The 23,331-nt window shown below is 69.6% G+C and carries 27 protein-coding genes; 12 read left to right on the top strand and 15 right to left on the bottom strand.

The window, feature by feature from the left end; translation table 11 throughout:
* Positions 1 to 107 precede the first annotated feature (107 nt).
* Genes MNQ95_RS11130 through grxD form a run of 3 tightly spaced genes read right to left on the bottom strand, consistent with a single transcriptional unit; the run spans position 108 to position 1,779 of the window.
* On the bottom strand, positions 108 to 704 hold the full coding sequence (locus tag MNQ95_RS11130) for a YhgN family NAAT transporter (protein WP_241952903.1): 597 nt from the start codon (positions 702 to 704) through the stop codon (positions 108 to 110).
* Positions 701 to 1,462, bottom strand: coding sequence for an SDR family NAD(P)-dependent oxidoreductase (locus MNQ95_RS11125; RefSeq protein WP_241952902.1), 762 nt, complete (start codon positions 1,460 to 1,462; stop codon positions 701 to 703). The genes MNQ95_RS11130 and MNQ95_RS11125 overlap by 4 nt, the downstream gene beginning before the upstream one ends.
* Positions 1,459 to 1,779 (bottom strand): Grx4 family monothiol glutaredoxin, encoded by a 321-nt coding sequence (gene grxD / locus MNQ95_RS11120; RefSeq protein ID WP_162410160.1) that lies wholly within the window; start codon positions 1,777 to 1,779, stop codon positions 1,459 to 1,461. Before grxD ends, MNQ95_RS11125 begins: the two co-directional genes overlap by 4 nt.
* A gap of 100 nt (positions 1,780 to 1,879) precedes the next feature.
* On the opposite strand from grxD, the gene MNQ95_RS11115 reads away from it, so the two are divergent.
* Positions 1,880 to 2,458: a superoxide dismutase gene (locus MNQ95_RS11115; protein WP_162410161.1), complete on the top strand. Its 579-nt coding sequence runs from the start codon at positions 1,880 to 1,882 to the stop codon at positions 2,456 to 2,458.
* A 158-nt stretch (positions 2,459 to 2,616) separates the two neighbouring features.
* On the opposite strand, the gene MNQ95_RS11110 is transcribed toward MNQ95_RS11115, so the two are convergent.
* A complete protein-coding gene (locus MNQ95_RS11110) occupies positions 2,617 to 3,768 on the bottom strand; it encodes a 5-(carboxyamino)imidazole ribonucleotide synthase (RefSeq protein WP_241952901.1) in 1,152 nt (383 codons plus the stop codon).
* A complete protein-coding gene (gene purE, locus MNQ95_RS11105; RefSeq protein WP_241952900.1) occupies positions 3,765 to 4,289 on the bottom strand; it encodes a 5-(carboxyamino)imidazole ribonucleotide mutase in 525 nt (174 codons plus the stop codon). The genes MNQ95_RS11110 and purE overlap by 4 nt, the downstream gene beginning before the upstream one ends.
* Before the next feature lie 59 nt (positions 4,290 to 4,348).
* On the opposite strand from purE, the gene MNQ95_RS11100 reads away from it, so the two are divergent.
* The 4 genes from MNQ95_RS11100 to MNQ95_RS11085 all read left to right on the top strand — a co-directional run bounded on the left by MNQ95_RS11100 (position 4,349) and on the right by MNQ95_RS11085 (position 7,259).
* A complete protein-coding gene (locus tag MNQ95_RS11100) occupies positions 4,349 to 4,618 on the top strand; it encodes a Trm112 family protein (RefSeq protein ID WP_241952899.1) in 270 nt (89 codons plus the stop codon).
* 9 nt (positions 4,619 to 4,627) lie between these two features.
* Positions 4,628 to 5,491 carry a carboxylating nicotinate-nucleotide diphosphorylase gene (gene nadC / locus MNQ95_RS11095; protein WP_241954415.1) on the top strand — a complete coding sequence of 288 codons (864 nt, stop codon included), beginning with the start codon at positions 4,628 to 4,630 and terminating at the stop codon, positions 5,489 to 5,491.
* A gap of 203 nt (positions 5,492 to 5,694) precedes the next feature.
* The gene (locus tag MNQ95_RS11090; protein WP_241952898.1) at positions 5,695 to 6,834 is read left to right on the top strand and encodes a DUF2272 domain-containing protein; all 1,140 of its coding nucleotides are present in this window, start codon (positions 5,695 to 5,697) and stop codon (positions 6,832 to 6,834) included.
* 83 nt (positions 6,835 to 6,917) lie between these two features.
* Complete coding sequence (locus MNQ95_RS11085; protein ID WP_241952897.1) at positions 6,918 to 7,259, top strand: DUF3301 domain-containing protein; 342 nt, start codon at positions 6,918 to 6,920, stop codon at positions 7,257 to 7,259.
* A gap of 26 nt (positions 7,260 to 7,285) precedes the next feature.
* On the opposite strand, the gene MNQ95_RS11080 is transcribed toward MNQ95_RS11085, so the two are convergent.
* From MNQ95_RS11080 to MNQ95_RS11055, 6 genes are all read right to left on the bottom strand, one after another.
* Entirely contained in the window at positions 7,286 to 7,753 is a 468-nt protein-coding gene (locus MNQ95_RS11080; RefSeq protein WP_241952896.1) for a ClpXP protease specificity-enhancing factor, read from the bottom strand.
* 51 nt (positions 7,754 to 7,804) lie between these two features.
* Positions 7,805 to 8,440, bottom strand: a complete 636-nt coding sequence (locus tag MNQ95_RS11075) for a glutathione S-transferase N-terminal domain-containing protein (RefSeq protein WP_162410169.1) — start codon at positions 8,438 to 8,440, stop codon at positions 7,805 to 7,807.
* 167 nt (positions 8,441 to 8,607) lie between these two features.
* Positions 8,608 to 9,351 (bottom strand): cytochrome c1, encoded by a 744-nt coding sequence (locus tag MNQ95_RS11070; RefSeq protein WP_162410170.1) that lies wholly within the window; start codon positions 9,349 to 9,351, stop codon positions 8,608 to 8,610.
* A complete protein-coding gene (locus MNQ95_RS11065) occupies positions 9,344 to 10,603 on the bottom strand; it encodes a cytochrome b (protein WP_162410171.1) in 1,260 nt (419 codons plus the stop codon). The genes MNQ95_RS11070 and MNQ95_RS11065 overlap by 8 nt, the downstream gene beginning before the upstream one ends.
* A 3-nt stretch (positions 10,604 to 10,606) precedes the next feature.
* Positions 10,607 to 11,224, bottom strand: a complete 618-nt coding sequence (gene petA / locus MNQ95_RS11060) for a ubiquinol-cytochrome c reductase iron-sulfur subunit (protein WP_162410172.1) — start codon at positions 11,222 to 11,224, stop codon at positions 10,607 to 10,609.
* 148 nt (positions 11,225 to 11,372) lie between these two features.
* Positions 11,373 to 12,296, bottom strand: a complete 924-nt coding sequence (locus MNQ95_RS11055; RefSeq protein WP_162410173.1) for a lytic transglycosylase domain-containing protein — start codon at positions 12,294 to 12,296, stop codon at positions 11,373 to 11,375.
* Between the two features lie 151 nt (positions 12,297 to 12,447).
* Between MNQ95_RS11055 and miaB the strand changes: the two genes are divergently transcribed.
* Positions 12,448 to 13,911 carry a tRNA (N6-isopentenyl adenosine(37)-C2)-methylthiotransferase MiaB gene (gene miaB / locus MNQ95_RS11050; RefSeq protein WP_162410253.1) on the top strand — a complete coding sequence of 488 codons (1,464 nt, stop codon included), beginning with the start codon at positions 12,448 to 12,450 and terminating at the stop codon, positions 13,909 to 13,911.
* Positions 13,912 to 14,018: 107 nt separating this feature from the next.
* Here miaB and MNQ95_RS11045 read toward each other — a convergent pair whose 3' ends face one another.
* Genes MNQ95_RS11045 through MNQ95_RS11030 form a run of 4 tightly spaced genes read right to left on the bottom strand, consistent with a single transcriptional unit; the run spans position 14,019 to position 17,769 of the window.
* Positions 14,019 to 15,125, bottom strand: coding sequence for an ABC transporter permease (locus MNQ95_RS11045; RefSeq protein WP_241952895.1), 1,107 nt, complete (start codon positions 15,123 to 15,125; stop codon positions 14,019 to 14,021).
* Positions 15,122 to 16,048 carry an ABC transporter ATP-binding protein gene (locus MNQ95_RS11040; protein WP_241954414.1) on the bottom strand — a complete coding sequence of 309 codons (927 nt, stop codon included), beginning with the start codon at positions 16,046 to 16,048 and terminating at the stop codon, positions 15,122 to 15,124. Before MNQ95_RS11040 ends, MNQ95_RS11045 begins: the two co-directional genes overlap by 4 nt.
* Before the next feature lie 52 nt (positions 16,049 to 16,100).
* Entirely contained in the window at positions 16,101 to 17,078 is a 978-nt protein-coding gene (locus MNQ95_RS11035) for an HlyD family secretion protein (protein ID WP_425605665.1), read from the bottom strand.
* Positions 17,065 to 17,769, bottom strand: coding sequence for a TetR/AcrR family transcriptional regulator (locus tag MNQ95_RS11030; RefSeq protein WP_238390329.1), 705 nt, complete (start codon positions 17,767 to 17,769; stop codon positions 17,065 to 17,067). The genes MNQ95_RS11035 and MNQ95_RS11030 overlap by 14 nt, the downstream gene beginning before the upstream one ends.
* Before the next feature lie 135 nt (positions 17,770 to 17,904).
* On the opposite strand from MNQ95_RS11030, the gene MNQ95_RS11025 reads away from it, so the two are divergent.
* From MNQ95_RS11025 to MNQ95_RS11000, 6 genes are read left to right on the top strand one after another with little or no spacing between them, the layout of a single operon-like run.
* Positions 17,905 to 18,888: a PhoH family protein gene (locus tag MNQ95_RS11025; protein WP_162410177.1), complete on the top strand. Its 984-nt coding sequence runs from the start codon at positions 17,905 to 17,907 to the stop codon at positions 18,886 to 18,888.
* 40 nt (positions 18,889 to 18,928) lie between these two features.
* Positions 18,929 to 19,399 (top strand): rRNA maturation RNase YbeY, encoded by a 471-nt coding sequence (gene ybeY / locus MNQ95_RS11020; RefSeq protein ID WP_162410178.1) that lies wholly within the window; start codon positions 18,929 to 18,931, stop codon positions 19,397 to 19,399.
* A 7-nt stretch (positions 19,400 to 19,406) separates the two neighbouring features.
* Entirely contained in the window at positions 19,407 to 20,036 is a 630-nt protein-coding gene (locus tag MNQ95_RS11015) for a hypothetical protein (protein ID WP_241952893.1), read from the top strand.
* 58 nt (positions 20,037 to 20,094) lie between these two features.
* Positions 20,095 to 20,976 carry a CorC family transporter gene (locus tag MNQ95_RS11010; protein ID WP_162410180.1) on the top strand — a complete coding sequence of 294 codons (882 nt, stop codon included), beginning with the start codon at positions 20,095 to 20,097 and terminating at the stop codon, positions 20,974 to 20,976.
* Positions 20,976 to 22,187, top strand: a complete 1,212-nt coding sequence (locus MNQ95_RS11005; protein ID WP_241952892.1) for a lipoprotein N-acyltransferase Lnb domain-containing protein — start codon at positions 20,976 to 20,978, stop codon at positions 22,185 to 22,187. The genes MNQ95_RS11010 and MNQ95_RS11005 overlap by 1 nt, the downstream gene beginning before the upstream one ends.
* Before the next feature lie 45 nt (positions 22,188 to 22,232).
* Positions 22,233 to 23,243 carry a magnesium and cobalt transport protein CorA gene (locus MNQ95_RS11000; protein WP_162410182.1) on the top strand — a complete coding sequence of 337 codons (1,011 nt, stop codon included), beginning with the start codon at positions 22,233 to 22,235 and terminating at the stop codon, positions 23,241 to 23,243.
* The last annotated feature ends 88 nt before the right edge of the window (positions 23,244 to 23,331 follow it).

The following is a 23,331-nucleotide window of genomic DNA, read 5'->3' as shown; positions in this document are numbered from 1 at the left end:
TAACATGCTAGGTTGCAGATGTGACCACTACGTGACGAAAAAAATATTGCGCCGCACCACGTGGCGTCGAAAGAAATAACCGCCAGCCGCGCGCATCGGCCCGCCACTCAGGTGGCCGGCAACCCCAGGTAGACGGCCAGGCCGTCCAGCAGCATCTGCACCGAGATGGCGACCAGGAGCATGCCCATCAGGCGCTCGATCGCGATCAGGGCCCGGCGTCCCAGCAGCCGGTAGAGATACGGCGCGGCCATGAGGATCGCCGCTGTTCCGCCCCAGGCCAGGAGCAGGGCCAGGCTCCAGTCCCCCAGCCGGTGCGGTTCGTTGCTGCCCATCAGCATCACCGCCGCCATGCCCGAGGGGCCGGCCACCAGCGGGATGGCGAGCGGGACGATGAACGGCTCGCCGTCGGGGATCTCGCCCATCAGCCCTTCCGGCCGCGGGAAGATCATGCGGATGCCGATCAGGAACAGGACGATGCCGCCGGCGATCGAGACCGACTCCTGGCGCAGGTGCATCAGCTCCAGGAAGTACTTGCCGCACCACAGGAACAGCATCAGGACGGCCAGGGCGATGAGCAGCTCGCGGATCAGCACGATGCGCTGGCGCTTGGGCGGCAGCGGCCTGAGCACGCTGAGGAAGACCGGAATGTTCCCCAGCGGATCCAGGATCAGGAACAGCAGCAGCGCCGCGGACAGGATGGTCATTGACCGGCATTCCCGGCGGACGCACCCCATACCGAGCCGCGCCAGGCGGCGCCGGCCGGCGACAGCAAGGTGACGCAGGCCCCGGCATAGGCCTCGGGATCGCGCAGGTCCTCGCCGACGTCGTCTGCGTAGGCGCGTGCACGCAGCGGGGTGCGCATCGGCCCGGGCTGCAGTCCGGCGACCCGAACCGGCGTTGCGGCCAGTTCCGCCGCCAGCATGCCGACCAGCGCGTGCAGGCCGTGCTGGGCCACGCCGTAGCCTCCCCAGTAGGCCGCGCCCACGCGGGCAGGATCGTCCACGGCCAGCACCACCGAGGCGTCCGGCGCCTGCTTCAGCAGCGGCAGGCAGGCCTGGACCAGCCACCACGGCGCCGTCAGGTTCACGTGGATGGCGCGGGCGAAGGCGGCGGGATCCAGGTGTTCCAGCGGCGTCAGGCCGCGGAATTCCGCGGCGCAATGCAGGACTCCGTCGAGCCGGCCCAGTTCGGCCTCCAGGCGGTCGACCAGTTCGGCATAGTCGTCCGGTCCCGCGCCCTCCAGGTCGAGCGGGTACAGCACCGGCTCCGGACCGCACTGGGCCACCGCGTCATAGACCCGGTTGAGCTTGGGCAGGCGGCGGCCGAGCAGGACCAGGGTCGCGCCTGCGGCCGCGCAGGCCTTCGCCGCCTCGGCACCGAGGCCGCCATGGGCGCCACTGAGCAGGATGACGCGGCCGGCCAGCGGTCGCGGCGCGGCGGAAGGCAGTTCGAGCAGGCTCACTGCGACTGCGCTTCGTTGACCATGCGCTGCAGTTCCCCGGCTTCGAGCAGCTCCAGGGTGATGTCGCAGCCGCCGATCAGCTCGCCGTGCAGGAACAGCTGCGGGAACGTCGGCCAGTTGGAATAGCGCGGCAGGTTGGCGCGGATTTCCGGCTCCTCGAGCACGTTGATCGTGTGCAGCTGCTCGGCACCGGCCGCCTGCAGGGCCTGGACCGCGCGCGCGGAGAAACCGCACATCGGGAAGGCCGGCGTGCCCTTCATGAACAACACCACCGGATGGCTCTCCACTTCGGCCTGGATGCGCTCCATCACCGCCATTGCGACTCTCCTGGACGCCGGGGAGCGGCCCCGCCGTCGGCTAAACTGAAGTCGCAATTGTAATCCACCGCACCGACGCCGAACCCCATCCCGAGGATGCATGGCCATCGAACTGCCCGCCCTGCCCTACGCCCGCGATGCGCTGGAGCCGCACATTTCCGCCGCCACGCTGGACCTGCACCACGGCGCGCACCACCGGGCCCATGTCGAGGAAGCCGCCCGCCTGCTCGAAGGCAGCGGACTGGCCGGGCTGCCGCTGGAGGAGGTCGTGCGCCGCGCGCGCGGCCGCCTCGCCGAGCACGCCGCACAGGCCTGGAACCACGGCTTCTACTGGGCCTGCCTGTCGCCGCGCGGCGGCGGCGAGCCGGGGGACGCCCTGGCCGGACTGCTGGCGCGCCAGTACGGCGACGTCTCCCGCTTCCGCGAGGAGTTCACCCGGATGGCGCTGGGCCTGTTCGGCTCTGGCTGGGTCTGGCTGGTGCAACGCGCGGACGGCAACCCGGGCATCGTCGCCACGCGCGGCGCGGCGACCCCGCTGACGGGTGCCGATACGCCCCTGCTCGCCTGCGACGTGTGGGAGCACGCCTACTACCTCGACCGCCAGAACCGGCGTGCCGAATACCTGGAGGCGTTCTGGAAGGTGGTGGACTGGGACGCGGTGGCGAAGCGCCTGCGCTGATGGCGTGGCGGTGAACCCGCCGGTGCCCGCCCCTCCGCAAACCGGGGCACCGCCTTGCTGGCATATCCACGTCCGCAACGGCCCGGGACGTCGCAGCGAGCGGACACAACCGCGATGTGCGACCTATTCCAAGGGCGCGAGCCCCCTGCCGGGCGCGATCAGGCGCCGCTGTCGCGCAACGCCGCCACCGGCGGTGCGCACTGCGCTTCCCGGCCGAGCGCACGCCCGACCCGCTCCAGGATATCGGCCAGCACCTGCGGATCGTCCGCGCGCAGCGTCGCATGCCCGACCTTGCGCCCGTCGCGCGGCTCCTTGCCGTAGTCGTGCCAGTGGCCGCCGGGTTCCCGCAGGATTGCGGCGGCATCGGGCATCGCCCCGATCCAGTTGAGCATGCAGGCGCGTCCGCGCATCGCGGTCGCCCCCAGCGGCAGGCCCAGCACGGCGCGCAGGTGGTTCTGGAACTGCGAGGTTTCGGCACCCTCGATCGTCCAGTGGCCGGAGTTGTGCACGCGCGGCGCCAGCTCGTTGGCCAGCAGCTCGCCGTTGCGGCAGAACAGTTCCAGCGCGAACACGCCTACATAGTCCAGCCGCTCCGCCAGCCGGCGCGCGTAGGTGGTGGCGGTCTGCACCAGCGCGGCATCGACCTTCGCCGGCGCCAGGCTGGCCGACAGCACCCCGTCAACATGCCAGTTCTCGGTCAGCGGCCACGTGCGGAACTCGCCGTCGCGGCCTCGCACCGCGACCACGCTCAGTTCGCGCTCGAACGGGACGAAGGCCTCGACGATCAAACCGACCGCGCCGGCCTGCGCGCCTAGCGCGGCCCAGGCCGCATCGGCATCTGCATGCGAACGGATCCGGAACTGGCCCTTGCCGTCGTACCCCAGGCGGCGGGTCTTGAGGATGCACGGCACGCCTACCGCCTGCAGCGCGCGATCCAGGTCCGCCCGGTCGGCGACCGCGGCGAACTCGGGCACCGGAATGTCCAGCTCGCGGAACAGCGTCTTCTCGGCAAGCCGGTCCTGCGCCACCGCGAGCGCGCGCGGGTTGGGGAACACCGGCACGCGTGCGGACAGCCACTCGGCGCTTTCGGCCGGTACGTTCTCGAAATCGAAGGTGGCGACGTCGACCCTGGAGGCGAATTCGGCCAGCGCGACCTCGTCGCGGTAGTCGCCGACCAGCAAAGGCGCGAACTGGCCGGCGCACGCGTCGGCGACGGTATCCATGACCAGCAAGCGCAGCCCCAGGGGCGCGCCGGAAAGAGCGAGCATGCGGGCCAGCTGCCCGCCTCCGAGGATGCCGACCGTGGTCATTGCCGCGGGTCGTCGTTGGCGGTGACGTCGTCGGTCTGGCGCTGGCGGAACGCATCGAGCGCCTGCGCGATGTGCGGATGGTCGCTCGCCAGAATTGCGGCCGCGAACAATCCTGCGTTGGCCGCCCCCGCATTGCCGATGGCGAAGGTCGCCACCGGGATGCCGGCGGGCATCTGCACGATCGACAGCAGCGAATCCATGCCGTTCAACGCCTTGCTCTGCACCGGAACGCCCAGCACCGGCACGGCGGTCTTGGCCGCGAGCATGCCCGGCAGGTGTGCCGCGCCACCGGCACCGGCGATGATCGCCCGCAGCCCGCGCGCCTGGGCGCTGGCGGCGTACTCGAACAGGACGTCGGGCGTGCGGTGCGCGGAGACCACTTTCACTTCGTGCGGAACGCCCAGCGCATCGAGCTTCTGCGCCGCGTGCTGCATCGTCTCCCAGTCGGAACGCGAGCCCATCACCAGGCCCACGAGCGGGGTGGTCAGGGGCGCCACTGGCGGGTTGGGCTGGGCTGGCATGGCCGTCCTCGGTGACAAGGCCGTATTCTAGCCGCCTTCCACGCGACCCGACCGGACCCATGGACCGCAAGCTGCTCGACCTGCTGTGTTCGCCCGACACCCGCCAGCCACTGGCACTGCTGGAATCGCGCGGACTGGATGCGCTGAACCGCGCGATCGCGGCCGGCCAGGTCCGGCGCGCCGACGGCAGCCCCCAAGCCGTGCCCCTGCGCGAAGCGCTGGTGACCCGTGACCGCAAGCAGGTGTACCGGGTCGACGACGGCATTCCGGTGCTGCTGGTCGAAGAAGCACTGGCCACCGCGCAGGTGGCCGACTTCCCGTCGGCCTGAGCAGGCGTGCTGCTCCAGCCGCCACCGGATGCGCTCGTGCAGGCCGACGTGCGGCGTGCACTGGACGAAGACCTCGGCAGTGGCGACGTCACCGCCGCCCTGCTGCCGGACGTACCCGAACGCGCCTACCTGCTGTGCAAGGAGGATGCGGTGATCGCCGGGCGGCCCTGGTTCGATGCCTGCCACCGCGCGCTCGACCCGCAGGTGAGGATCGAATGGAACATCGAGGAAGGTGCGCGCGTGGCCGCCGGCAGCGTGCTCGCCCTGCTCGAGGGGCGCAGCCGTGCGCTGGTCAGCGCCGAGCGCACCGCGCTGAATTTCCTGCAGACCCTTTCCGGTACCGCCACCGCCACCGCTGCCCACGTCGAAGCGGTGCGCGGCACCGGCACGGTGATCCTCGATACCCGCAAGACCTTGCCCGGACTGCGCCAGGCGCAGAAGTACGCGGTGCGCACCGGTGGGGGCGCCAACCACCGCATCGGCCTGTACGACGCGGTGATGCTGAAAGAGAACCACATCCGCGTGGCCGGCTCGGTTGCCCGGGCCATCGCGAAGGCGCGCGATGCCCAGCCCGCGCTGCCGCTGATCGTGGAGGTCGAAACGCTGGACCAGCTGCGCGAGGCGCTGGCCGCCGGCTGCGACCGCATCCTGGTCGATGACTTCACCGCGGCCGATCGCCGCGAAGCCGTGCGTATCGCCCGGGCCGCACCCTTCGATGGGCGCATCCCGCTGGAGGTCTCCGGCGGCGTGGACCTGGCAGGCCTGCGCGCTATCGCCACCGATGGCGTGGACTTCATTTCCATCGGCGCGCTCACCAAGCACGTGCGGGCGATCGACCTGTCGATGAAGCTCGGTCCGCCGCCGGCGCGATAGACCTGATCGGCCGGGCGGCCCGCACCTGCTCAGGGCCCGCGACCCCGCCGCGCAAACGCGCGCACGCAACGCCGCGCCCTTGCAGTCGTGTCCCCCACGCCGCCCCCTTGGCGTTATCCGACGGAGAGACGCCGACCCGCCCTGCACGCCGCATCCACCGGCGCCGGCTAAGCTCGATCCAACCCCGGGGAAAGGACATGCCCATGCGCCCTATCCGTTGCCTGCTGCTGGCGGCATTGATGCTGCCGGGAACCGCGATGGCCAACGGCGTCGAGGTCTGCGACGTGCCGCCACGCTTCGGGGTCGAAGCGACCGCCACGGCGATCGTGCGTACCGCCTGCCAGGAACACCGGATGTGGCTGCGCCCCTTCATCGAGGCCGACGGCCGGCTGGCCTCGCTGGGCGTGACCGAAGCCGAGCGTGCGCCTCTTTTCGACGAGGTCACGCCCGCCTGGCAACGCGTGGCGCAGTACTGGCGCGAGAGCGGCACCCTGTCGTCGATGGCCGCCGGCGGCACGGCCGGCGCGGCCAGCTGCATATATCCGGGCGGCGGCCGCGAAGTCGACAACGACTGCCGCGCCTTCCTCGTCGACAATCCCTGGTCGGCCGCTTTCATTTCCTGGGTGATGGGGCGGGCACCGCTCCCGGGTTTCATCGGATCACCGCGCCACCTGGACTACATCGCCCGCGCCTGGCGCAGTCCGGAAACCAGCCCGTACCTGTTCGCGGATCCGTTCACGGGCAAGGCCGCACCGGGCGACATGCTGTGCTTCCTGCGCGCCGACGACGAGGGCCTGGGTCCGGCCGGGCTGCGCGCGGCGCTGTCCGGGCAAGGCCGGCTGCCGACCCGTTCGCACTGCGAGATCGTGGTCGCCGCCAATGTCGGCGGGGACCGCACCCTTTACCTGATCGGCGGCAACGTGCTCAATTCGGTGGTGATGCGCAAGCTGCCGCTGGATCGCAGCGGACGGCTGGAACCGGCCACGCTGGGCCAGGCCATGGCCGGCGTTCCCGGCACGCATGCCAGTGCGCCGGACGCAGGCCCGGTGCAGGCAGCCGCCGCGGCACAACCGGCATCGGGTGCGACGCCATCACATGCCGCCATCCCCGCCGCGTCCGCCGGCGCAGCGGAAGCGGAGGATTCGGCCACCCCGATCAACGCCGCCGCCTGCCGTCCGGGAAACGCCGCGGCGTGCAGCTTCAACCGGCGCGATTGGGCGGTGCTGCTCAAGCTCAAACCGCAGGCGCAGCTGGGTGGGATCCTGCCGCTTGCAGGGGCGCCGATGGCCGCGCCTGCCGCGCCGCCGGCACCGGCGCAAGACACCCCCGAGCCGGCGCACTAGCGAGCTCTTGCGCACAGGCGCGGCAGGACAGCGTTCCACCCGGACGCGGGTGCGCGCACAACCACTTCCGCTACGATGCGCGCATGCCCACCGTCATCCTGCTCATGATCGCCGGCGCCGCCGTGTTCGCCTGGTGGAACGCCGCGCGCGCGGCGGCCGAACGCGCCGAATCGCTCGGGCGCGACGCCTGCATCGCGGCGGACGTGCAGTGGCTGGACCAGAGCGTGCAGGCCTCCGGCGTCCGTCCGTACCGGCGCGAGGACGGATGGCTGGGGCTGGAGCGCAGCTTCCGTTTCGACTATTCGCACGACGGGGTCGAACGACTGGTCGGCCGGCTCGTGCTGCGCGGCGATCGCCTGGTGTCGTTCGTGGGCCCTTCCGCGGGCTCGCGGGTGATTCCGTTCGACCGCACGCGCAACGACTGACCCGGCGCCGGAAAAGCCGCTCCGGGTTACTTCACCACGCGCAGGTGCGGGCGCTTGCCCGGTGACGGATTGGCCGGCCCATCGGGCGGCGTGTCGGGACCCTCGGTGTCGGGGCCTCCGGTTTCCGTCCCTTCCTCGTCGCCGTGCGCATGCGATCCACCCGCGGCTTCCTCGGGCAGGACCATGCCCTGCCCCGTCTCGCGCGCATAGACCGCCAGCACCGCGCCGATCGGCACGTGCACCGGCTGGCTGACGCCGCCGAAACGCGCGGTGAAACCGATCCACTCGTTGTCCATCTGCAGCCCGACCACCGCGCGGTCGGCGATGTTGAGCACGACCCTGCCCTCGCGCACCGTGCCCGGCGGCACGCGCACGCCGGGCATCCCCGCATCCACGAGGATGTGCGGGGTCATGCCGTTGTCGTTGATCCACTCGGTCAGCGCCCGCAGCAGGTACGGGCGGTAGCTGGTCATGGGCGTCGCGTCGTCACTCATGCGGTCAGTCTACGCCGCCATGGCGGGTATTGCCGACGCCATGGCCGCCGGTCAGGCCGGCATGTCGCGCAATTTCCTTTCCTGGTCGGTCAGGCTGCGCAGGAAACCGGGATTGCGGAAGATCCGGTTGCCGTAGTCCTCGATGGCCTTGCCGTCCTTGGGCAACGGCACGTCCAGCGCATTGAGGCGCCAGATGATCGGCGCCATCGCGCAGTCGGCCAGGCTCATTTCCGGATTGAGGAAGAACTTGCTGGCCTTGAACAACGGCAGCGACTCCGTCAGGAGTTCCTTCAGGCGCTTGCGTCCGGCCTCGGCCTGCTGCTTGTTGCCGAGCTGGATCGCCTGCACCTGCGGGACCCAGTCGTGCTCGATGCGCAGCATCGCCAGGCGCAGGCGCGCGCGGGATAGCGGATCGACCGGCATCAGTGGCGGATGCGGGTAGCGCTCGTCCAGGTATTCGCTCACCACGGAGGCGGCGTAGAGCACCAGCTCGCGCTCGACCAGGGTCGGCACCGAGTGGTACGGATTGAGGTGGATCAGGTCCTCGGGCGGATTCTGCGCGTCCACCGGGACCAGGTCGTAGCTGACGCCCTTGGCCGCCAGGACCAGGCGCACGCGATGACAGAGCACGTCATCGACGGAGGAGAACAACGTCAGGGTATTGCGCATGCGCACGCTCGCTGCCATCTAGGCCTCCGACGGCCGGACTCCGCCGACCGCATCGACGCCGCCAGGCCCCTCGCCGGCAGTCGCCACATTCCCCCGAGTGTGCCGGGGTGCGCCGGAAAAGCGCAAGGCCGGGATGAACCCGGCCCCGGCATCACGCACGCACGCGCCCGTCCGGGCGCGTCGTGTCAGTGGACGTCCGTCCAGTACTCCTGCTTGAGCAGGTAGCCCAGGAAGGTCAACAGCACCAGGAACAGGATCACCCAGACCCCCAGCGCCTGCCGCTTCAGCGCGGCCGGTTCGCCGGCGTACTCGAGGAAATTGGTGATGTCGCGCACGGTCTGGTCGAACTCGACCGCCGACAGCCGCCCGGTCCCGGCGACCACCAGCCGCTCCGGATGCCGGGTGCCGGCCGCGTCGGGTTCGCCGAACTCGGCATGCTGCAGGCCCTGCAGCTCCCACAGCGGGTTGGGCATCGAGGCGTTCGGGAACAGCTGGTTGTTCCAGCCCAGCGGACGCGACTCGTCCAGGTAGAAGGACTTGAGGTAGGTGTAGATCCAGTTGCTGCCACGGACACGCGAGATCAGGCTCAGGTCCGGCGGCATCTTGCCGAACCAGGCGGTGCCGTCGGCGTTGTGCATGGTGACCTGGATCTGCTCGCCGAACTTGGCGCCGGTGAAGTTCAGGTTGCCCATCACTTCTTCTTCGGTCAGCCCCAGGTCCTCGGCCATGCGCGAATAGCGCAGGAACTTCAGCGAGTGGCAGCTGGAGCAGTAGTTCATGTACAGCGCCGCGCCGCGCTGGAGCGAAGCACGATCAGACAGGTCGTTCCCCGCCTGCTGCACGGGGCCTCCGGCGGCGGCCATCGCGGCGGCGGAGAACAGCAGTCCGGCGGCGGCCGAGGCCAGCAGGGCAATCCACTTCTTAGTCATGCGTCGTCACCCGTTCCGGCACCGGCTTGGTCTTGTCCAGCTTGGTCCACAGCGGCATGGTCAGGAAGAAAAGGAAGTAATAGGCGGTCAGGAAGCGACCGATGATCGTCTCCACCGGATCGGTGCCCGGACCAGCGCCGATCTTGCCCAGCCACACGAAGGTGAAGGCGAAGGCCAGCAGCAGCGTCCAGGACAGCTTGCCGCGATAGCGGTACGACTTGACCTTGGCCCGGTCCAGCCAGGGCAGGAAGAACAGGACCACGATCGCGCCGAACATCACCAGCACGCCGCCCAGCTTGTCCGGCACTACGCGCAACATCGCGTAGAACGGGGTGTAGTACCACACCGGCTTGATGTGCTCGGGCGTCACCAGGCGGTTGGCCTCGGTGAAGTTGTCGTGCTCGAGGAACCAGCCGCCAAAGGCGGGGGCGAAGAAGATGATGAAGGCGGCGATGATCAGCATCGCGAACACGTAGAACGTGTCCTTCACCGTGTAGTACGGGTGGAACGGCACGCCGTCGGCCGGCGCGGTCGGCGACCAGCGGTTGCCCTTCGGCCCCTTCTTGATCTCCACGCCATCCGGGTTGTTGGAACCCACTTCGTGCAGCGCGCCCAGGTGCAGGACGACCAGCAGCAGCAGGACCAGCGGCAGGGCGATGACGTGCAGGGCGAAGAAGCGGCCCAGGGTGGCGTCGGAGGGCAGGTAGTCGCCCATGATCCACTCGGTCAGGCCGCTGCCGATCACCGGCACCGCGCCGAACAGCGAGATGATCACCTTGGCGCCCCAGAACGACATCTGGCCCCACGGCAGCACGTAGCCCATGAAGGCCTCGGCCATCAGGACCAGGTAGATAAGCATGCCCAGGATCCACACCAGCTCGCGCGGCTTCTGGTACGAGCCGTACATCAGGCCGCGGAACATGTGCAGGTAGACGACGATGAAGAACAGCGAGGCGCCGGTGCTGTGCATGTAGCGGATCAGCCAGCCCCACTCCACGTCGCGCATGATGTATTCGACCGAGGCGAAGGCTTCCGCCGCGCTCGGCTTGTAGTGCATCGTCAGGAAGATGCCGGTCACGATCTGGTTGACCAGGACCACCATCGACAGCACGCCGAAGATGTACCAGATGTTGAAGTTCTTGGGCGCGTAGTACTCGGACATGTGCTTCCGGTACATCGGCGCCAGCGCCGGCGCGCGCGCGTCGACCCAGTCCATCACACCGGTGGCGGTGCGGGTGAAGATGTTCGACATCGCTTACGCCCCCTGCGGATCGACGCCCACGACAATCGTGTTGTCGTCGGCGTAGTAGTGCGGCGGCACGACCAGGTTGGTCGGCGCCGGCACACCCTGGAACACACGCCCGGCCATGTCGAACTTCGACTTGTGGCAGGGGCAGAAGTAACCGCCCTTCCATTCCGGATCGAACGGCTCGGGACGGATCTCGGCGGCCATTTCCGGCGAGCAGCCCAGGTGGGTGCACAGGCCGACCAGGACCGAGATCTCGGGCTTGAGCGAGCGCAGTTCCCGGTTCGCGGCCAGCACGTAGGCCGGCTGCTGGTCCGCGTTATTCGACTCGGGGTCGCGCAGGTGGCCGTCCAGGGTCGGCAAGGCCTCGAGGATCGCCTTGGAGCGCTTGACGATCCAGATCGGCTGGCCGCGCCACTCCAGGATCAGGCGCTGGCCTTCCTGCAGGGCACTGATGTCGGCGGTCACAGGCGCGCCGGCAAGCCGGGCACGGGCACTGGGGTTCCACGACTTGATGAACGGTACTGCGGCGAAACCTGCTCCGACGGCGCCAACCACTGCGGTGGTCGCGGTCAGGAACCGGCGTCGGCCCGTGTTAACGGGCTGGTGGACCTCATCGTTGGCCATCCGGCACTCCGAAAATCTTTCTACTGGTAGCGTTGGCTGCCTGCGGCACGGAAACCACCCGTTACCAGGCGGTCCAGCCGCAAAAGACGGGGAAGTGTAACGGAAGCCTTAACAGGCCGACAATGGCGACGCTGCTCGGGGCTGCACATCAGCGCGCCGCCTGCACGCCGCGGTAGCGCTCGGCCAGTATCCCGACCCGCTGTACATACCGCTGGGTCTCGCTGTAGGGCGGCACGCCCTTGTGACGGTCCACCGCACCCTCGCCGGCGTTGTAGCCAGCCGCCGCCAGGGTCAGGTCGCCGTTGAACCGCTTGAGCAGCCAGGCCAGGTACTGCACCCCGCCGCGGATGTTCTGGGTCGCGTCGTAGCTGTCGACCACCCCGAACCGGCGCGCGGTCGGCGGCATCAGCTGCATCAGTCCCTGCGCGCCGGCGTGCGAAAGCGCCAGCGGGTTGTAGGCCGACTCGGCATGGATGACCGCGCGCACGACCGCCTCTTCCACCCCGAACTCGCGCGCCGCGGCAGCGATCTCGGCCTGGTAGGCGCTGGTGTTCAGGCGCACCGTGGCGAAGCTGACCCCCGGATTGACTGCGCAGGCGTAGCAGGTCTCGATGTAGCTGTAGGCGATCGTGCGGACCTGGGCCGCTCCAGCTCCGCGCCCCGGCGGGCGGCTGCTGAAGTGGCGCACGCCGTCCTTCATGTAGGAATAGACCTGCCCGCTGACCCGACGCTGCGGCGTGGCGCCCCCCGGCGCTGGCAGCGCGGCCGGCACGATGGCGTCGGAGCGGTGCGATGCGGGAGTCATGACCGCAGTGGCCGGCATCGCGCCGGCCACCGGGGCCGACGCCAGGCTCGCGGCCGGTGCGGGAGCGGGCGTTGCCGCAGGCCGGTACGCCCGTCGGCGATCCGGCGTGTACTGGCTGAAGACCTTGCATTGGGCGCCGGGGATGCGCTTGCTGACGTAGCTGGACACGCCGTCGGCACCGACGCAGCGGTACAGCGTGCCGGCACTGGCCGGCACGGCGACCAGCGCCAGCAGCAAGGCGCCCACTTTCCCCAACATCCCCTTCATGGCGCGGAGTATCCCGGCTTCCCGGACCATTGCCAACCCATTGTCCGACAAGCGGAAAAACGTGGCCGGCGTCGCGGATCGGACGCCAGCGGGCGATCGGCGCCGTTACAATGCGCAGCCCTGCCCGCCTGGATTAACCGCCATGACCGGGATGAAAGCCTCGCCGGACGCACGTCCGGACGCCGCCATCGCGCCAACCGCCCCCGCCACCCTGCTCCCGCTGCCGGGCGCCGCACCGCGCGCCATTCCCGGCGGCGCGCGCGGCAAGCTCTTCATCAAGACCCACGGCTGCCAGATGAACGAGTACGACTCGGCCAAGATGGCCGACGTGCTTGCCGAGCACGAGGGCCTGGAGCTGACCGACGACCCGGCCGAGGCCGACGTCGTCCTGGTCAACACCTGCTCGATCCGGGAGAAGGCGCAGGAGAAGGTGTTCAGCCAGCTCGGCCGCTGGAAGGCCCTGAAGGGCAACGGCCGCGAGGTGATCATCGGCGTGGGCGGCTGCGTGGCCTCGCAGGAAGGCGAAGCCATCGTCAAGCGCGCCCCCTACGTGGACCTGGTATTCGGCCCACAGACCCTGCACCGCCTGCCCGAGCTGATCCGCGCCCGCCGCGAACAGAACCGGCCGCAGGTCGACATCAGCTTCCCGGAGATCGAGAAGTTCGACCGCCTGCCCGAGCCGCGCGCGGAAGGACCGAGCGCGTTCGTCTCGATCATGGAAGGCTGCTCCAAGTACTGCTCGTTCTGCGTGGTGCCCTACACCCGCGGCACCGAGGTCAGCCGGCCGTTCGAGGACGTGCTGGTCGAGGTGGCGCAGCTGGCCGCGCAGGGCGTGCGCGAGATCAACCTGCTGGGCCAGAACGTCAACGCCTATCGCGGCCCCATGGAAGAAGACGGTGATGGCGCCGAAGTCGCCGACCTCGGCCTGCTGATCCGCACCATCGCCCAGATCGAAGGCATCGGCCGGATCCGCTTCACCACCTCGCATCCGCTGGAGTTCTCCGACTCGCTGGTGGAGGCGTATCGAGACGTGCCGCAGCTGGCCAACTACCTGCACCTGCCCGTTCAGGCCGGCAGCGACCGGGTGCTGTCGGCGATGAAGCGCGGCTACACGGCACTGGAGTTCAAGCAGAAGATCCGCAAGCTGCGCGCGGTGCGTCCGGACATCTCGATCTCGTCGGACTTCATCGTCGGCTTTCCAGGCGAAACCGACGCGGATTTCGACAAGACCATGAAACTGATCGAGGACGTGGGCTTCGACCAGTCGTTCTCCTTCATCTATTCGCGCCGACCCGGCACCCCGGCGGCCGACCTCGAGGACGACACGCCCGATGCGGTCAAGCATGCGCGCCTGGAGCGATTGCAGGCGCACATCAACGGGCATGCGGCCGGCATCTCGCAGCGGATGGTCGGCACGGTACAGACGGTGCTGGTCGAAGGTCCGTCGAAGAAGAATCCGGACGAGCTGACCGGCAAGACCGAGAACATGCGCCCGGTGAACTTTCCCGGACACCCGCGCCTGGTGGGGCAATTCGTGGACGTGCTGGTCACCGGTGCGTTGACCAACTCGCTGCGTGGCCGGATATCCACCCGCGACGAGGCCGATCCGGCCTGACACCGCCGTCCGTCGAGCGGGCTCGCCCCATTGCCCCGCTGTCCTCGCCAGCTCCAACAGCAGCGGGGCCAGCCCCGCTCAAGACGGCGGTTACGTTGCCGCGCCGCTCAATCGAGCCGCTTGCGGAAACGCAGGATCGCCGCGGACATCATCACCGTGGTGAAGGCGACCAGCGCCAGCACGTCCGGCCACAGTTCCCACAGGCTGGCGCCGCGCAGCATGATGCCGCGCACCAGGCGCAGGAAATGGGTCAGCGGCAACAGCTCGGCGATCCACTGCACGACCTGCGGCATGCCTGCGAACGGGAACATGAATCCCGACAGCAGGATCGAAGGCAGGAAGACGAAGAACGTGATCTGCATCGCCTGGAACTGCGACTTCGCCTGGGTCGAGATCAGCAGGCCCAGGGCCAGGTTCGCCACGATCAGCAGCATCGCCGCCACGTAGACATGCATGACGCTGCCATTGACCGGCACCTGGAACAGCCACACCCCGAGCAGCAGTACCAGCGTGGTCTGGACCAGGCCGATCACGATGTAGGGCAGCACCTTGCCCGCCATCAGCTCGGTGCGGCTGACCGGCGTGACGATCAGCAGCTCCATGTTGCCCCGCTCGCGCTCGCGGACGATGGACACGCCGGTGAACAGGACCATGGTCATGGTGAGGATCACGCCGATCAGGCCGGGCACGATGTTCACCGCCGAGCGCCGCTCCGGATTGAAGAACGCGACCACGCTGATCGGCTGTGCGGCGAGCATGCGGGTGGCCGGCGACGCGGTACCGGTTGCATCCTGGACCGGCACCTGCGCCAGCTGCACGGCGGCGCCCTGCATCGCGTTGTCGCTGCCATCGACCAGCACCTGCACCTGCTCGCGCCCTTCGGCGCGGCGTCGCTCGAAGTCGGGCGGAACCACGATGCCGATGCCGATCTCGCCGCGGCGGATGGCATCCATCAGCTGCTGCGGACTTTGCTCGAAGCGCACCGGCCTGACCACGGTGGTGGCGACCATGTCCATCACCAGCGCGCGCGATGCAGCGGTGTTGGCCTGGTCGACGATGCCCGCCGGCAGGTCGCGCAGGTTGGTGTTGATCGCATAGCCGAACAGCAGCAGCTGCATCACGGGAATCGCGACGATCATCGCCAGGGTGATGCGGTCGCGCCGCATCTGCCGCAGCTCCTTGAGCATCACCGCCCACAGGCGGCGCCCGCTCATGCCGCCTCTCCGGCAGGCGCGCGCGCGCGCGTGGCCGCAACGAAGACATCCTCCAGGCTCGGCACGCTCGTTTCCACCTGTGCCGGCAGGCGTGCCGCGCGCAGCGCCTCCTCCACGCGGGCTCGAACGTCATCGTCTCCCTCCAGCAGGACGCGCAGGCTGTTGCCGATCTGGGCGACGCTGACCACGCCAGGCACGCCCGACAGCGCCTGCTTGGCGCGGCGCGGTTCGGGCGCCTCGACCAGCAGCGTGCGGCCCGCCAGGGCGCCGGTCAGTTCGTCCGGCGAGCCGTCCGCTACCAGGGCGCCGTGGTCGAGGATGGCCAGCCGGTGGCAGCGCTCGGCTTCGTCCATGTAGTGGGTCGAGACCAGCAGCGTGGTCCCGGCATCGGCCAGCTCGAACAGCTTCTCCCAGAAGTCGCGCCGCGATTCGGGGTCGACCGCGCTGGTGGGCTCGTCCAGGAACAGGAACTCGGGCTCGTGGATCACCGCGCCCGCCAGCGCGAGGCGCTGCTTCTGCCCGCCGCTCATCGTGCCCGCCAGCTGGTTCTGCCGGTCGCCGAAACGGTACTGCCCGATCAGCTCGTCGATGCGCCGGCGCGCCCTGGCCCTGGGCAGGTCCTGCACGGCGGCGAGGAATTCCAGGTTCTCGCGCACGCTCAGGTCCTCGAACAGCGAGAACTTCTGGGTCATGTAGCCGATCCGGCTGCGCAGCGCCTCGGCCTGTTCTGGAATGCGCAGCCCGAGCACTTCGATCTCGCCTTCGCTGGGGGTGAGCAATCCGCACAGCATGCGGATGGCGGTGGACTTGCCCGAACCGTTGGGGCCGAGGAAGCCGTAGACGGCGCGCCGCGGCACCTGCAGGTCGACATGGTCGACCGCGACCAGGGCACCGAAGCGCTTGGTCATGCCGCGCGCGCGGATCGCTATGCCATCGCCCGGCTCATCGGCCACGATCGCCGCACGCGCGGCGTGCTCAGGGGGATGCATCGAACTCGACCCGGGCGGGCAGGCCGGCAGGCAGGCCGGCCGCATCGGCTTCGAGCGAGACTTCGGCCAGGTAGCTCAGGCGCGCCGCGTCGCGACCGGTGAGCGCGTAGTAGGGGGTGAACACCGGCTCGCTGCGGATCATGCGCACGCGGCCGGCGTAGTCGGCCGGCTGGCCGCCCTCCACGTGCACGCGCACCGCGTCCCCCACCTTCACCCGTGCGCGCAGCGGCTCGGGCACGTAGATGCGTGCGTGCGGAGCGGCGCCCACGAGCAGTACGGCCAGCGGAGCGCCCACCGGAGCCTGGTCACCGAGCCGGTACGGCAGGGTGTCCAGGTGGCCCGCCCGCGGCGCGGTCACTTCGAGCTTCTCCAGCAGTGCGGCCAGGTCGGCTTCGTGGGCCCGGGCCGCCGCCAGCGCGGCCTCGCCCTGGGCTACCTGCTCCTGGCGGGTGCCGCGTTCGAGTTCGAGCAGCGCTTCGCGCGCGGCCGCGACCTGCGCCTGCGCGTTGTCCGCATCGGCGCGCGCGCGGTCGACCGCCGCGGCGGCCACCAGCTGCCGCTGCCCCAGTGGCCGCAGGCGCGCGTAGTAGGTGCTGGCGTCTTCCGCGTGCGCCTGCACCGCCACCAGGTCGGCGCGCGCGCGCGCGATCGCTTCGCTGCGTGGTCCCGCCTGCAGTTCGGCCAGCGCCTCGCCGCTCTGCCGCGCCTGGGCCCGTGCGACCTCGAGCTGGGCCTGGGTGCGCACCGGATCCAGTCGCAGCAGGACATCGCCTGCCTCGACCGCCTGCCCCTCGCGCACCTGGACTTCGACGATCCGCTCGGCCACCGGCGCAGGCAGGGTGATGCGGTCCCATTCCAGCGTGCCCAGTGCCTGTGGCGACGGGGCTGCGCATCCGGCCAGGAACGAAGAGAGCCCCAGCACCGCGCCCGGTACCAGTCGCCGTCGAGCGTTACGCATTCCCATGTCGATCCTCCAGCTCCAGTCCACGCTCGAGCAGCACCCGTGCATGCCGACGCACGTCATCCATTCCCAGCTCCTGCGCATCGAACAGCCGCCGCCAGATCGGCGCGCCGGCTGCGGGAAACATCGTCAAGCCGATCAGCGAGACCATCAGCAGGCGCGGGTCCAGGTCGGGATTGAGCTCGCCGCGCGCCTGCGCGAGCGCGAAGCGCCCCGCCATCAGCTGCGCGATCGGCGGTGCGATGCGCTCGGTGAGCAGGTCGCGCAGGCCGCCGCCTTCGCTGACCACCTCGCGGACCCACAGCGCCGGCAACCAGGGATTGCGCGCGATCACCTCGGCGATGCCGTCGATGAATGCCGCCACCAGCGCGGCGGCGCCGCCGTCGGCGCGCTGGATCGATTCGCGCAGCGGTGCGATCGCCGGCAGCAGGCGCTCGGCCACTACCGCGTCCAGCAGCTGGGCGCGGTCGCCGAAGTAGTAGTGCAGCAATGCCGGCGTCACCCCCGCGTGCCGGGCGATGTCGCGCAGGGACGCGGCAGCGATGCCGTGGCTGCCGTAGCAGGCCAGCGCGGCATCGAGCAGGCGTGGTCGCAGGTCGGGGGCGTCCGCGCCGGGGCGTCCGCGGCCCCGGCGCGGCGGCGCCGTGCTGGCAACGGGTTTCCTGCGGGAAGCGGGGCGCACCGGGTCGGTCACGGCCCGTATTTAACCCCGTGATTAATTAATTGCAAGCCACCGCAGTCCAGCGCCGGCGTTTGGACCCGCGCCGGACATCGCGCTAACCTCTCCGATCCTGACTTCCGACATCCGCACGGCCCCCGCGTGCGCCCCATGCCTGCCTCTGCACAACGCGATTTCCTGCTCGAGCCCGCCGACACCGAACGCCTGGCCAACCTGGCCGGCCCGTTCGACCAGCACCTGCGCCAGATCGAACTGCGCCTGGGCGTGGAGATCGCCAATCGCGGCAACGTGTTCCGCATCAAAGGCGACGACGAGGCAGCGACCAGCGCCGAACACCTGCTGCGTGCGCTGTATGCCGAATCGGCCGAGACCACGTTCGACAGCCATGCCATCCACCTGCGCCTGAACGAGGCCAACGTCGACCAGCTCGACGACGAGGGCTACCAGCCGCAGGAGGTCGCGGTGAAGGTCCGCCGCGGCACCATCCGCGGCCGCGGTGCCAACCAGGCGCGCTACCTGCACGCCATCGCCACCCACGACATCAACTTCGGCATCGGCCCGGCCGGCACCGGCAAGACGTTCCTGGCCGTGGCCATGGCCGTGGACGCGCTCAACGAATCGCGGGTGCAGCGCCTGATCCTGGTGCGCCCGGCGGTGGAAGCCGGCGAGAAGCTCGGCTTCCTGCCCGGCGACCTGAGCCAGAAGGTCGACCCCTACCTGCGCCCGCTGTACGACGCGCTCTACGAGATGCTCGGCGTGGAGAAGGTGGTCAAGCTGCTGGAGAAGAACGTCATCGAGATCGCGCCGCTGGCCTACATGCGCGGGCGCACGCTCAACGATGCGTTCGTGATCCTGGACGAGGCGCAGAACACCACCATCGAACAGATGAAGATGTTCCTGACCCGGCTGGGCTACGGCTCCACCGCGGTGGTCACCGGCGACATGACCCAGGTCGACCTGCCCAAGCACGTGAAGTCGGGCCTGCGCGACGCGATCGACGTGCTGCGCGACGTCGAAGGCGTGAGCTTCACCTTCTTCGAGGCGCGCGACGTGGTCCGCCACCCGCTGGTGGCGAAGATCGTCAATGCATACGACCGCCGCGACGCGCAGGACAGGGAGACCGGGCCGGCATGAGCACGCACGCATCGACCGCGCACACGCTGCGGGGCAGGCCATGACCCGCGGCCCGGTGCGACTGGACGTCTCGGTCAGCTATGCGGCGCCGCGCGCCGGCGTGCCGTCCGCGGTGAGCTTCCGCAAGTGGGTCGCGGCCGCGCTCAAGAGCCGGATCCGCGAGGCCGACCTGGCGATCCGCATCGTCGATGCACGTGAAGGACGCGCGCTCAACCGGCATTACCGCGGCAAGGACTACGCCACCAACGTGCTCAGCTTCCCGGCCGAGCTGCCCGAAGGCGTGAAACTGCCATTGCTGGGCGACCTGGTCATCTGCGCGCCGGTGGTGGCGCGCGAAGCCAAGGAGCAGCGCAAACCGGTCGTGGCGCACTACGCGCACCTGACCGTGCACGGCGTGCTGCACCTGCTCGGCTGGGACCACGAGGACGACAAGGAAGCCGAATCGATGGAACAGCTCGAACGCGAGATCCTGGCCGGCCTCGGCCTGCCCGACCCCTATGCGGAGGAATGACCTGTCCATGCCGTGCACCCGCCCGCCTCGCCACAACACGCGCGCCGCCCTGCTCCTGCTTGCCCTGGCCCCCCTGGCGGCGCTGGCGCAGGATCCCGGCGCTGCTTCGGACAATGCGCTTCCGGAGTTGTCGGCCCTGCTTGAATGCCGCTCGGGCTACGAAGGCTTCATGGCCTACGTGCCGGTGCTGCGCGACCCGCTTCGCGCCGTTGCGCTGGGCTGGCGTCCGCAGCCGCAGACCAATCCGTTCATGGTCGAGTACCGCCTGAATGCGCCGGTGACCGTCTTCGGCCGGCAAAGCGACCACATCGCCTTCGCCGGCGACGGCGTGGTCGCGGTGTTGGACCTGGCCGACCCGCGCACGCTGGCACGCGAACTCCAGCTGGAAACCGGGGTGGACACCCCGGAGAAGGCGATCTTCGGCCGCGAGGCACGTGCCAGCGAGGTGACGGGTCCGGACGGGACCACGGGCTGGATCGAGTCGGCGATCATCAACGTCTCCAACGTCGATTCGCACCCGGGCAAGACCCTGGCCGGCTGCAGCTACAGCCTCGACGCGCCAGAACCGGCCGAACCGGCCGTGTCCGACCCGGTCGCGCCGGCCACCGCCTCGCCCGCCACTGCCCAACCGCGCTAGACTTCCCGCACGCCCGGATCGCCGGGCGCCCGCTTCTTACACGCGCCATTTCCCCCGAATGTCCGAAGACGACAGTAGTCGCACCGCGCCGGAGTCGCACGAACGACGGCGCTCCTGGCTGGAGCGGATCAGTTCCGCCTTCTCCAGCGAACCCGACACGCGCGAAGAGCTCGTCGCGATCATGCGCGATGCGCAGGCCGATGGCCTGATCGACGCCGATACGCTGCGCATGATGGAAGGCGCCCTGTCCGTCTCCCAGCTCACCGTGGGCGACGTGATGGTGTCGCGGTCGCAGATGGTCTCGCTGCCGGCCCATGCGCGCTTCCTGGACCTGATGAAGCAGGTGGTCGAATCGGGCCACTCGCGCTTCCCGGTGCACGGCGAGGATCGCGACGAGATCCTCGGCATCCTCCTGGCCAAGGACCTGCTGCGCGGCGTGGTCGCCGACAACGGACCCGGCGACATCCATTCGCTGCTGCGTCCGGCGGTGCTGATTCCCGAATCCAAGAAGCTCAACCTGCTGCTGAAGGAATTCCGGCTGTCGCGCAACCACATGGCGATTGTCGTGGACGAATACGGCGGCGTGGCCGGGCTGGTCACCATCGAGGACGTGCTCGAGCAGATCGTCGGCAAGATCGACGACGAGCACGACGATGCCGAGGACGCCAGCGCGCTGATCGCCGCCCAGGCCGACGGCCAGTACGTGGTCGACGCGCTGACCCCGATCGGCGATTTCAACGAACGCTTCGGCGCCTCGTTCCCGGACGACGAGTACGACACCATCGGCGGCCTGGTCACCGAGGCCATCGGCCACCTGCCCGAGGTCGGCGAGGAGCTGACCCTGGACCGCTTCGAATTCCGGGTGATCCGCGCCGACGCACGCCGGGTGCGCGCCTTCCAGGTCGCGGTGCTGGCGCTGGACCCGCAGGACGGGGACTGATGGGCCTCCGGCAACGCCGGCTGCGATGGCCGGCCGTGATCCTCGCCTGCCTGCTGGTGCTGCTGCCGGGCTGGGCGTTCGCCAGCGACGCCGCGACCGCACCGCGGATCGGGGTGATGACGATGCAGCCGGGCGAAGTGTTCTTCGAACGCTTCGGCCATGACGCCATCGTCGTCGTCGATCCCGATACCGGCGCCGCCACCTCCTACAACTTCGGCTTCTTCGACCCGTCCGAGCCGGATTTCCTGTCGCGCTTCATCCGTGGCGAGATGATGTACCACCTGGTGGCGATGCCGGCCATGCAGGACCTGGCCCAGTACCGCGAGGCGGGACGCGGGGTGCGGATCCAGTGGCTGGACCTGGAGCCGGCCCAGGCCCATGCGCTTTCCGCCGCCCTGGCCGAACGCGCCAGGCCCGAGAATTCCCGCTACCGCTACGACTATTTCACCGCCAACTGCGCCACCCAGGTCCGCGACATGCTGGACACGGCGATGGGCGGCGCGCTGCAGTCGCAACTGGCCGGTCGCTCGCGCGGCAACACCTATCGCAGTGAAGCGGTGCGGCTGGCACGACCGGCGCCCTGGATGTGGCTGGGCTTCGACGTGGGCCTGGGGCCGTACGCCGACCGCCCGCTGTCGCGATGGGAAGAAGCCTTCGTGCCGATGCGGCTGGCTGACAGCCTGCGCGAGGCACGCAACAGCGCGGGACGACCGCTGGTGCAGGCCGAGGACGAACTGCTGCCGCACCGGATCGCACCCGAACCGCTCGACGCGCCGCGCCGCTGGTGGCCCTGGCTCCTTGCCGGCCTGGCCTGCGCAGCCGGTATCGGCGCCGCGCGCCGGCGCCCGCGCGCGCTGGCCGCCTTCGCGCTTCCGCTGTGGCTGCTGAGCGGCCTGGCCGGGCTGCTGCTGGCTTTCCTCTGGTCCTCCACCGCGCACCAGGCCGGATGGGCCAACCGCAACCTGTTCCTGCTCAACCCGCTGTGCCTGTTGCTGCTGCCGGGGGCCATCGCCCTGCTGCGCAGGCGCGTGCCCGGACGCATGTTCCAGCCGCTGCTGTGGACCGTCGCCGCGGTCGCGGCACTGGGCTGGGTACTGCAATGGCTGAGCCTGCAGCCGCAGTACAACCTGCCGTGGATCGCGCTGCTGCTGCCGGTGCACGTGGCGTTGGCCTTGGCGCTGGCCCGCACGACGGCACGGCCTGCGCGGTAAGGACCGGCCTTGCCGGTTGCGCCAGCGCAGCGCAGGATGCGGCGCATGGATACAGCCGCACATACCGTCAATCCCGCCTGCGTCGTCAATTGCGTCTGGTACGACGGCGAAGGGCGCCGCCAGGACCTGCCGCTGGACCAGCTCAGCGAGAAGCTGGCGGAAGGGGCCCCGGGCTTCGCCTGGGTCGGCCTCTACGAACCCGCCGACGCGGTGCTGCTGCAACTCCAGCAGGAACTCGGCCTGCACCCGCTGGCGGTGGAGGACGCGCGCAACGCGCACCAGCGGCCGAAGGTCGAGGCCTATGGCGACACGCTGTTCCTTGCGGTGCATACCGCACAGATGGTCGAGGGCCAGATCCGTTACGGCGAGACCCACGCCTTCCTCGGTGCGCGCTTCCTGTTGACCGTGCGCCATGGCGGCTCGCTTTCCTACGCGCCGGCGCGCAGCCGCATGGAGCGCGAACCGGAACTGCTCACGCTGGGACCGGCGATGGGCCTTTACGCCGTGCTCGACCTGATCGTGGACAACTACGCGCCGATCGTCGACGAGCACCGCGACACCCTGCACACCCTTGAACGCGACATCTTCTCCGACACCTACCGGCGCGCCATCGTCGTGCGCCTGTACGACCTCAAGCGCGACCTCACCTACATGCGCGTGGCGGTCTCGCCGCTGCAGGACGTCCTGGCGCAGGTGATGCGCAGCCAGGTGGCCCAGGGACTGCTGATCCGCGAGGAAGTGCGCGTCTACCTGCGCGACGTGCACGACCACGTGCTGCGCATCAACGACACGATCGACACCATGCGCGACATGCTCGGCACCGCGTTGAGCGTGAACCTGTCGCTGGTCACCCTGGCGCAGGGCGAAACGGTGAAGCGCCTGGGCGCCTGGGCAGCCCTGCTCGCCGCGCCCACGCTGGTGACCAGCTGGTACGGGATGAACTTCGCGCACATGCCCGAGCTCGATCCCCGGTGGGCCTACCCGCTCCTGATCGTGGTGGTGGCGGGAATCTGCATCGGCCTCTACCGCCTGTTCAAGCGCGCGCGCTGGCTGTGAATACGCTCGCGCGGACATGAACGTGACTGCATTCACGCCGCACCCGATGCTGCGTTCGCACATGCGACGAAAGTCTTAGCGGATCGAC

The organism is Pseudoxanthomonas daejeonensis (assembly GCF_022637495.1).
Taxonomy (GTDB): Bacteria; Pseudomonadota; Gammaproteobacteria; order Xanthomonadales; family Xanthomonadaceae; genus Pseudoxanthomonas; species Pseudoxanthomonas daejeonensis.
Note: the sequence above shows the minus strand (reverse complement) of the source record. Positions and strands in the feature narration are given on the sequence as shown.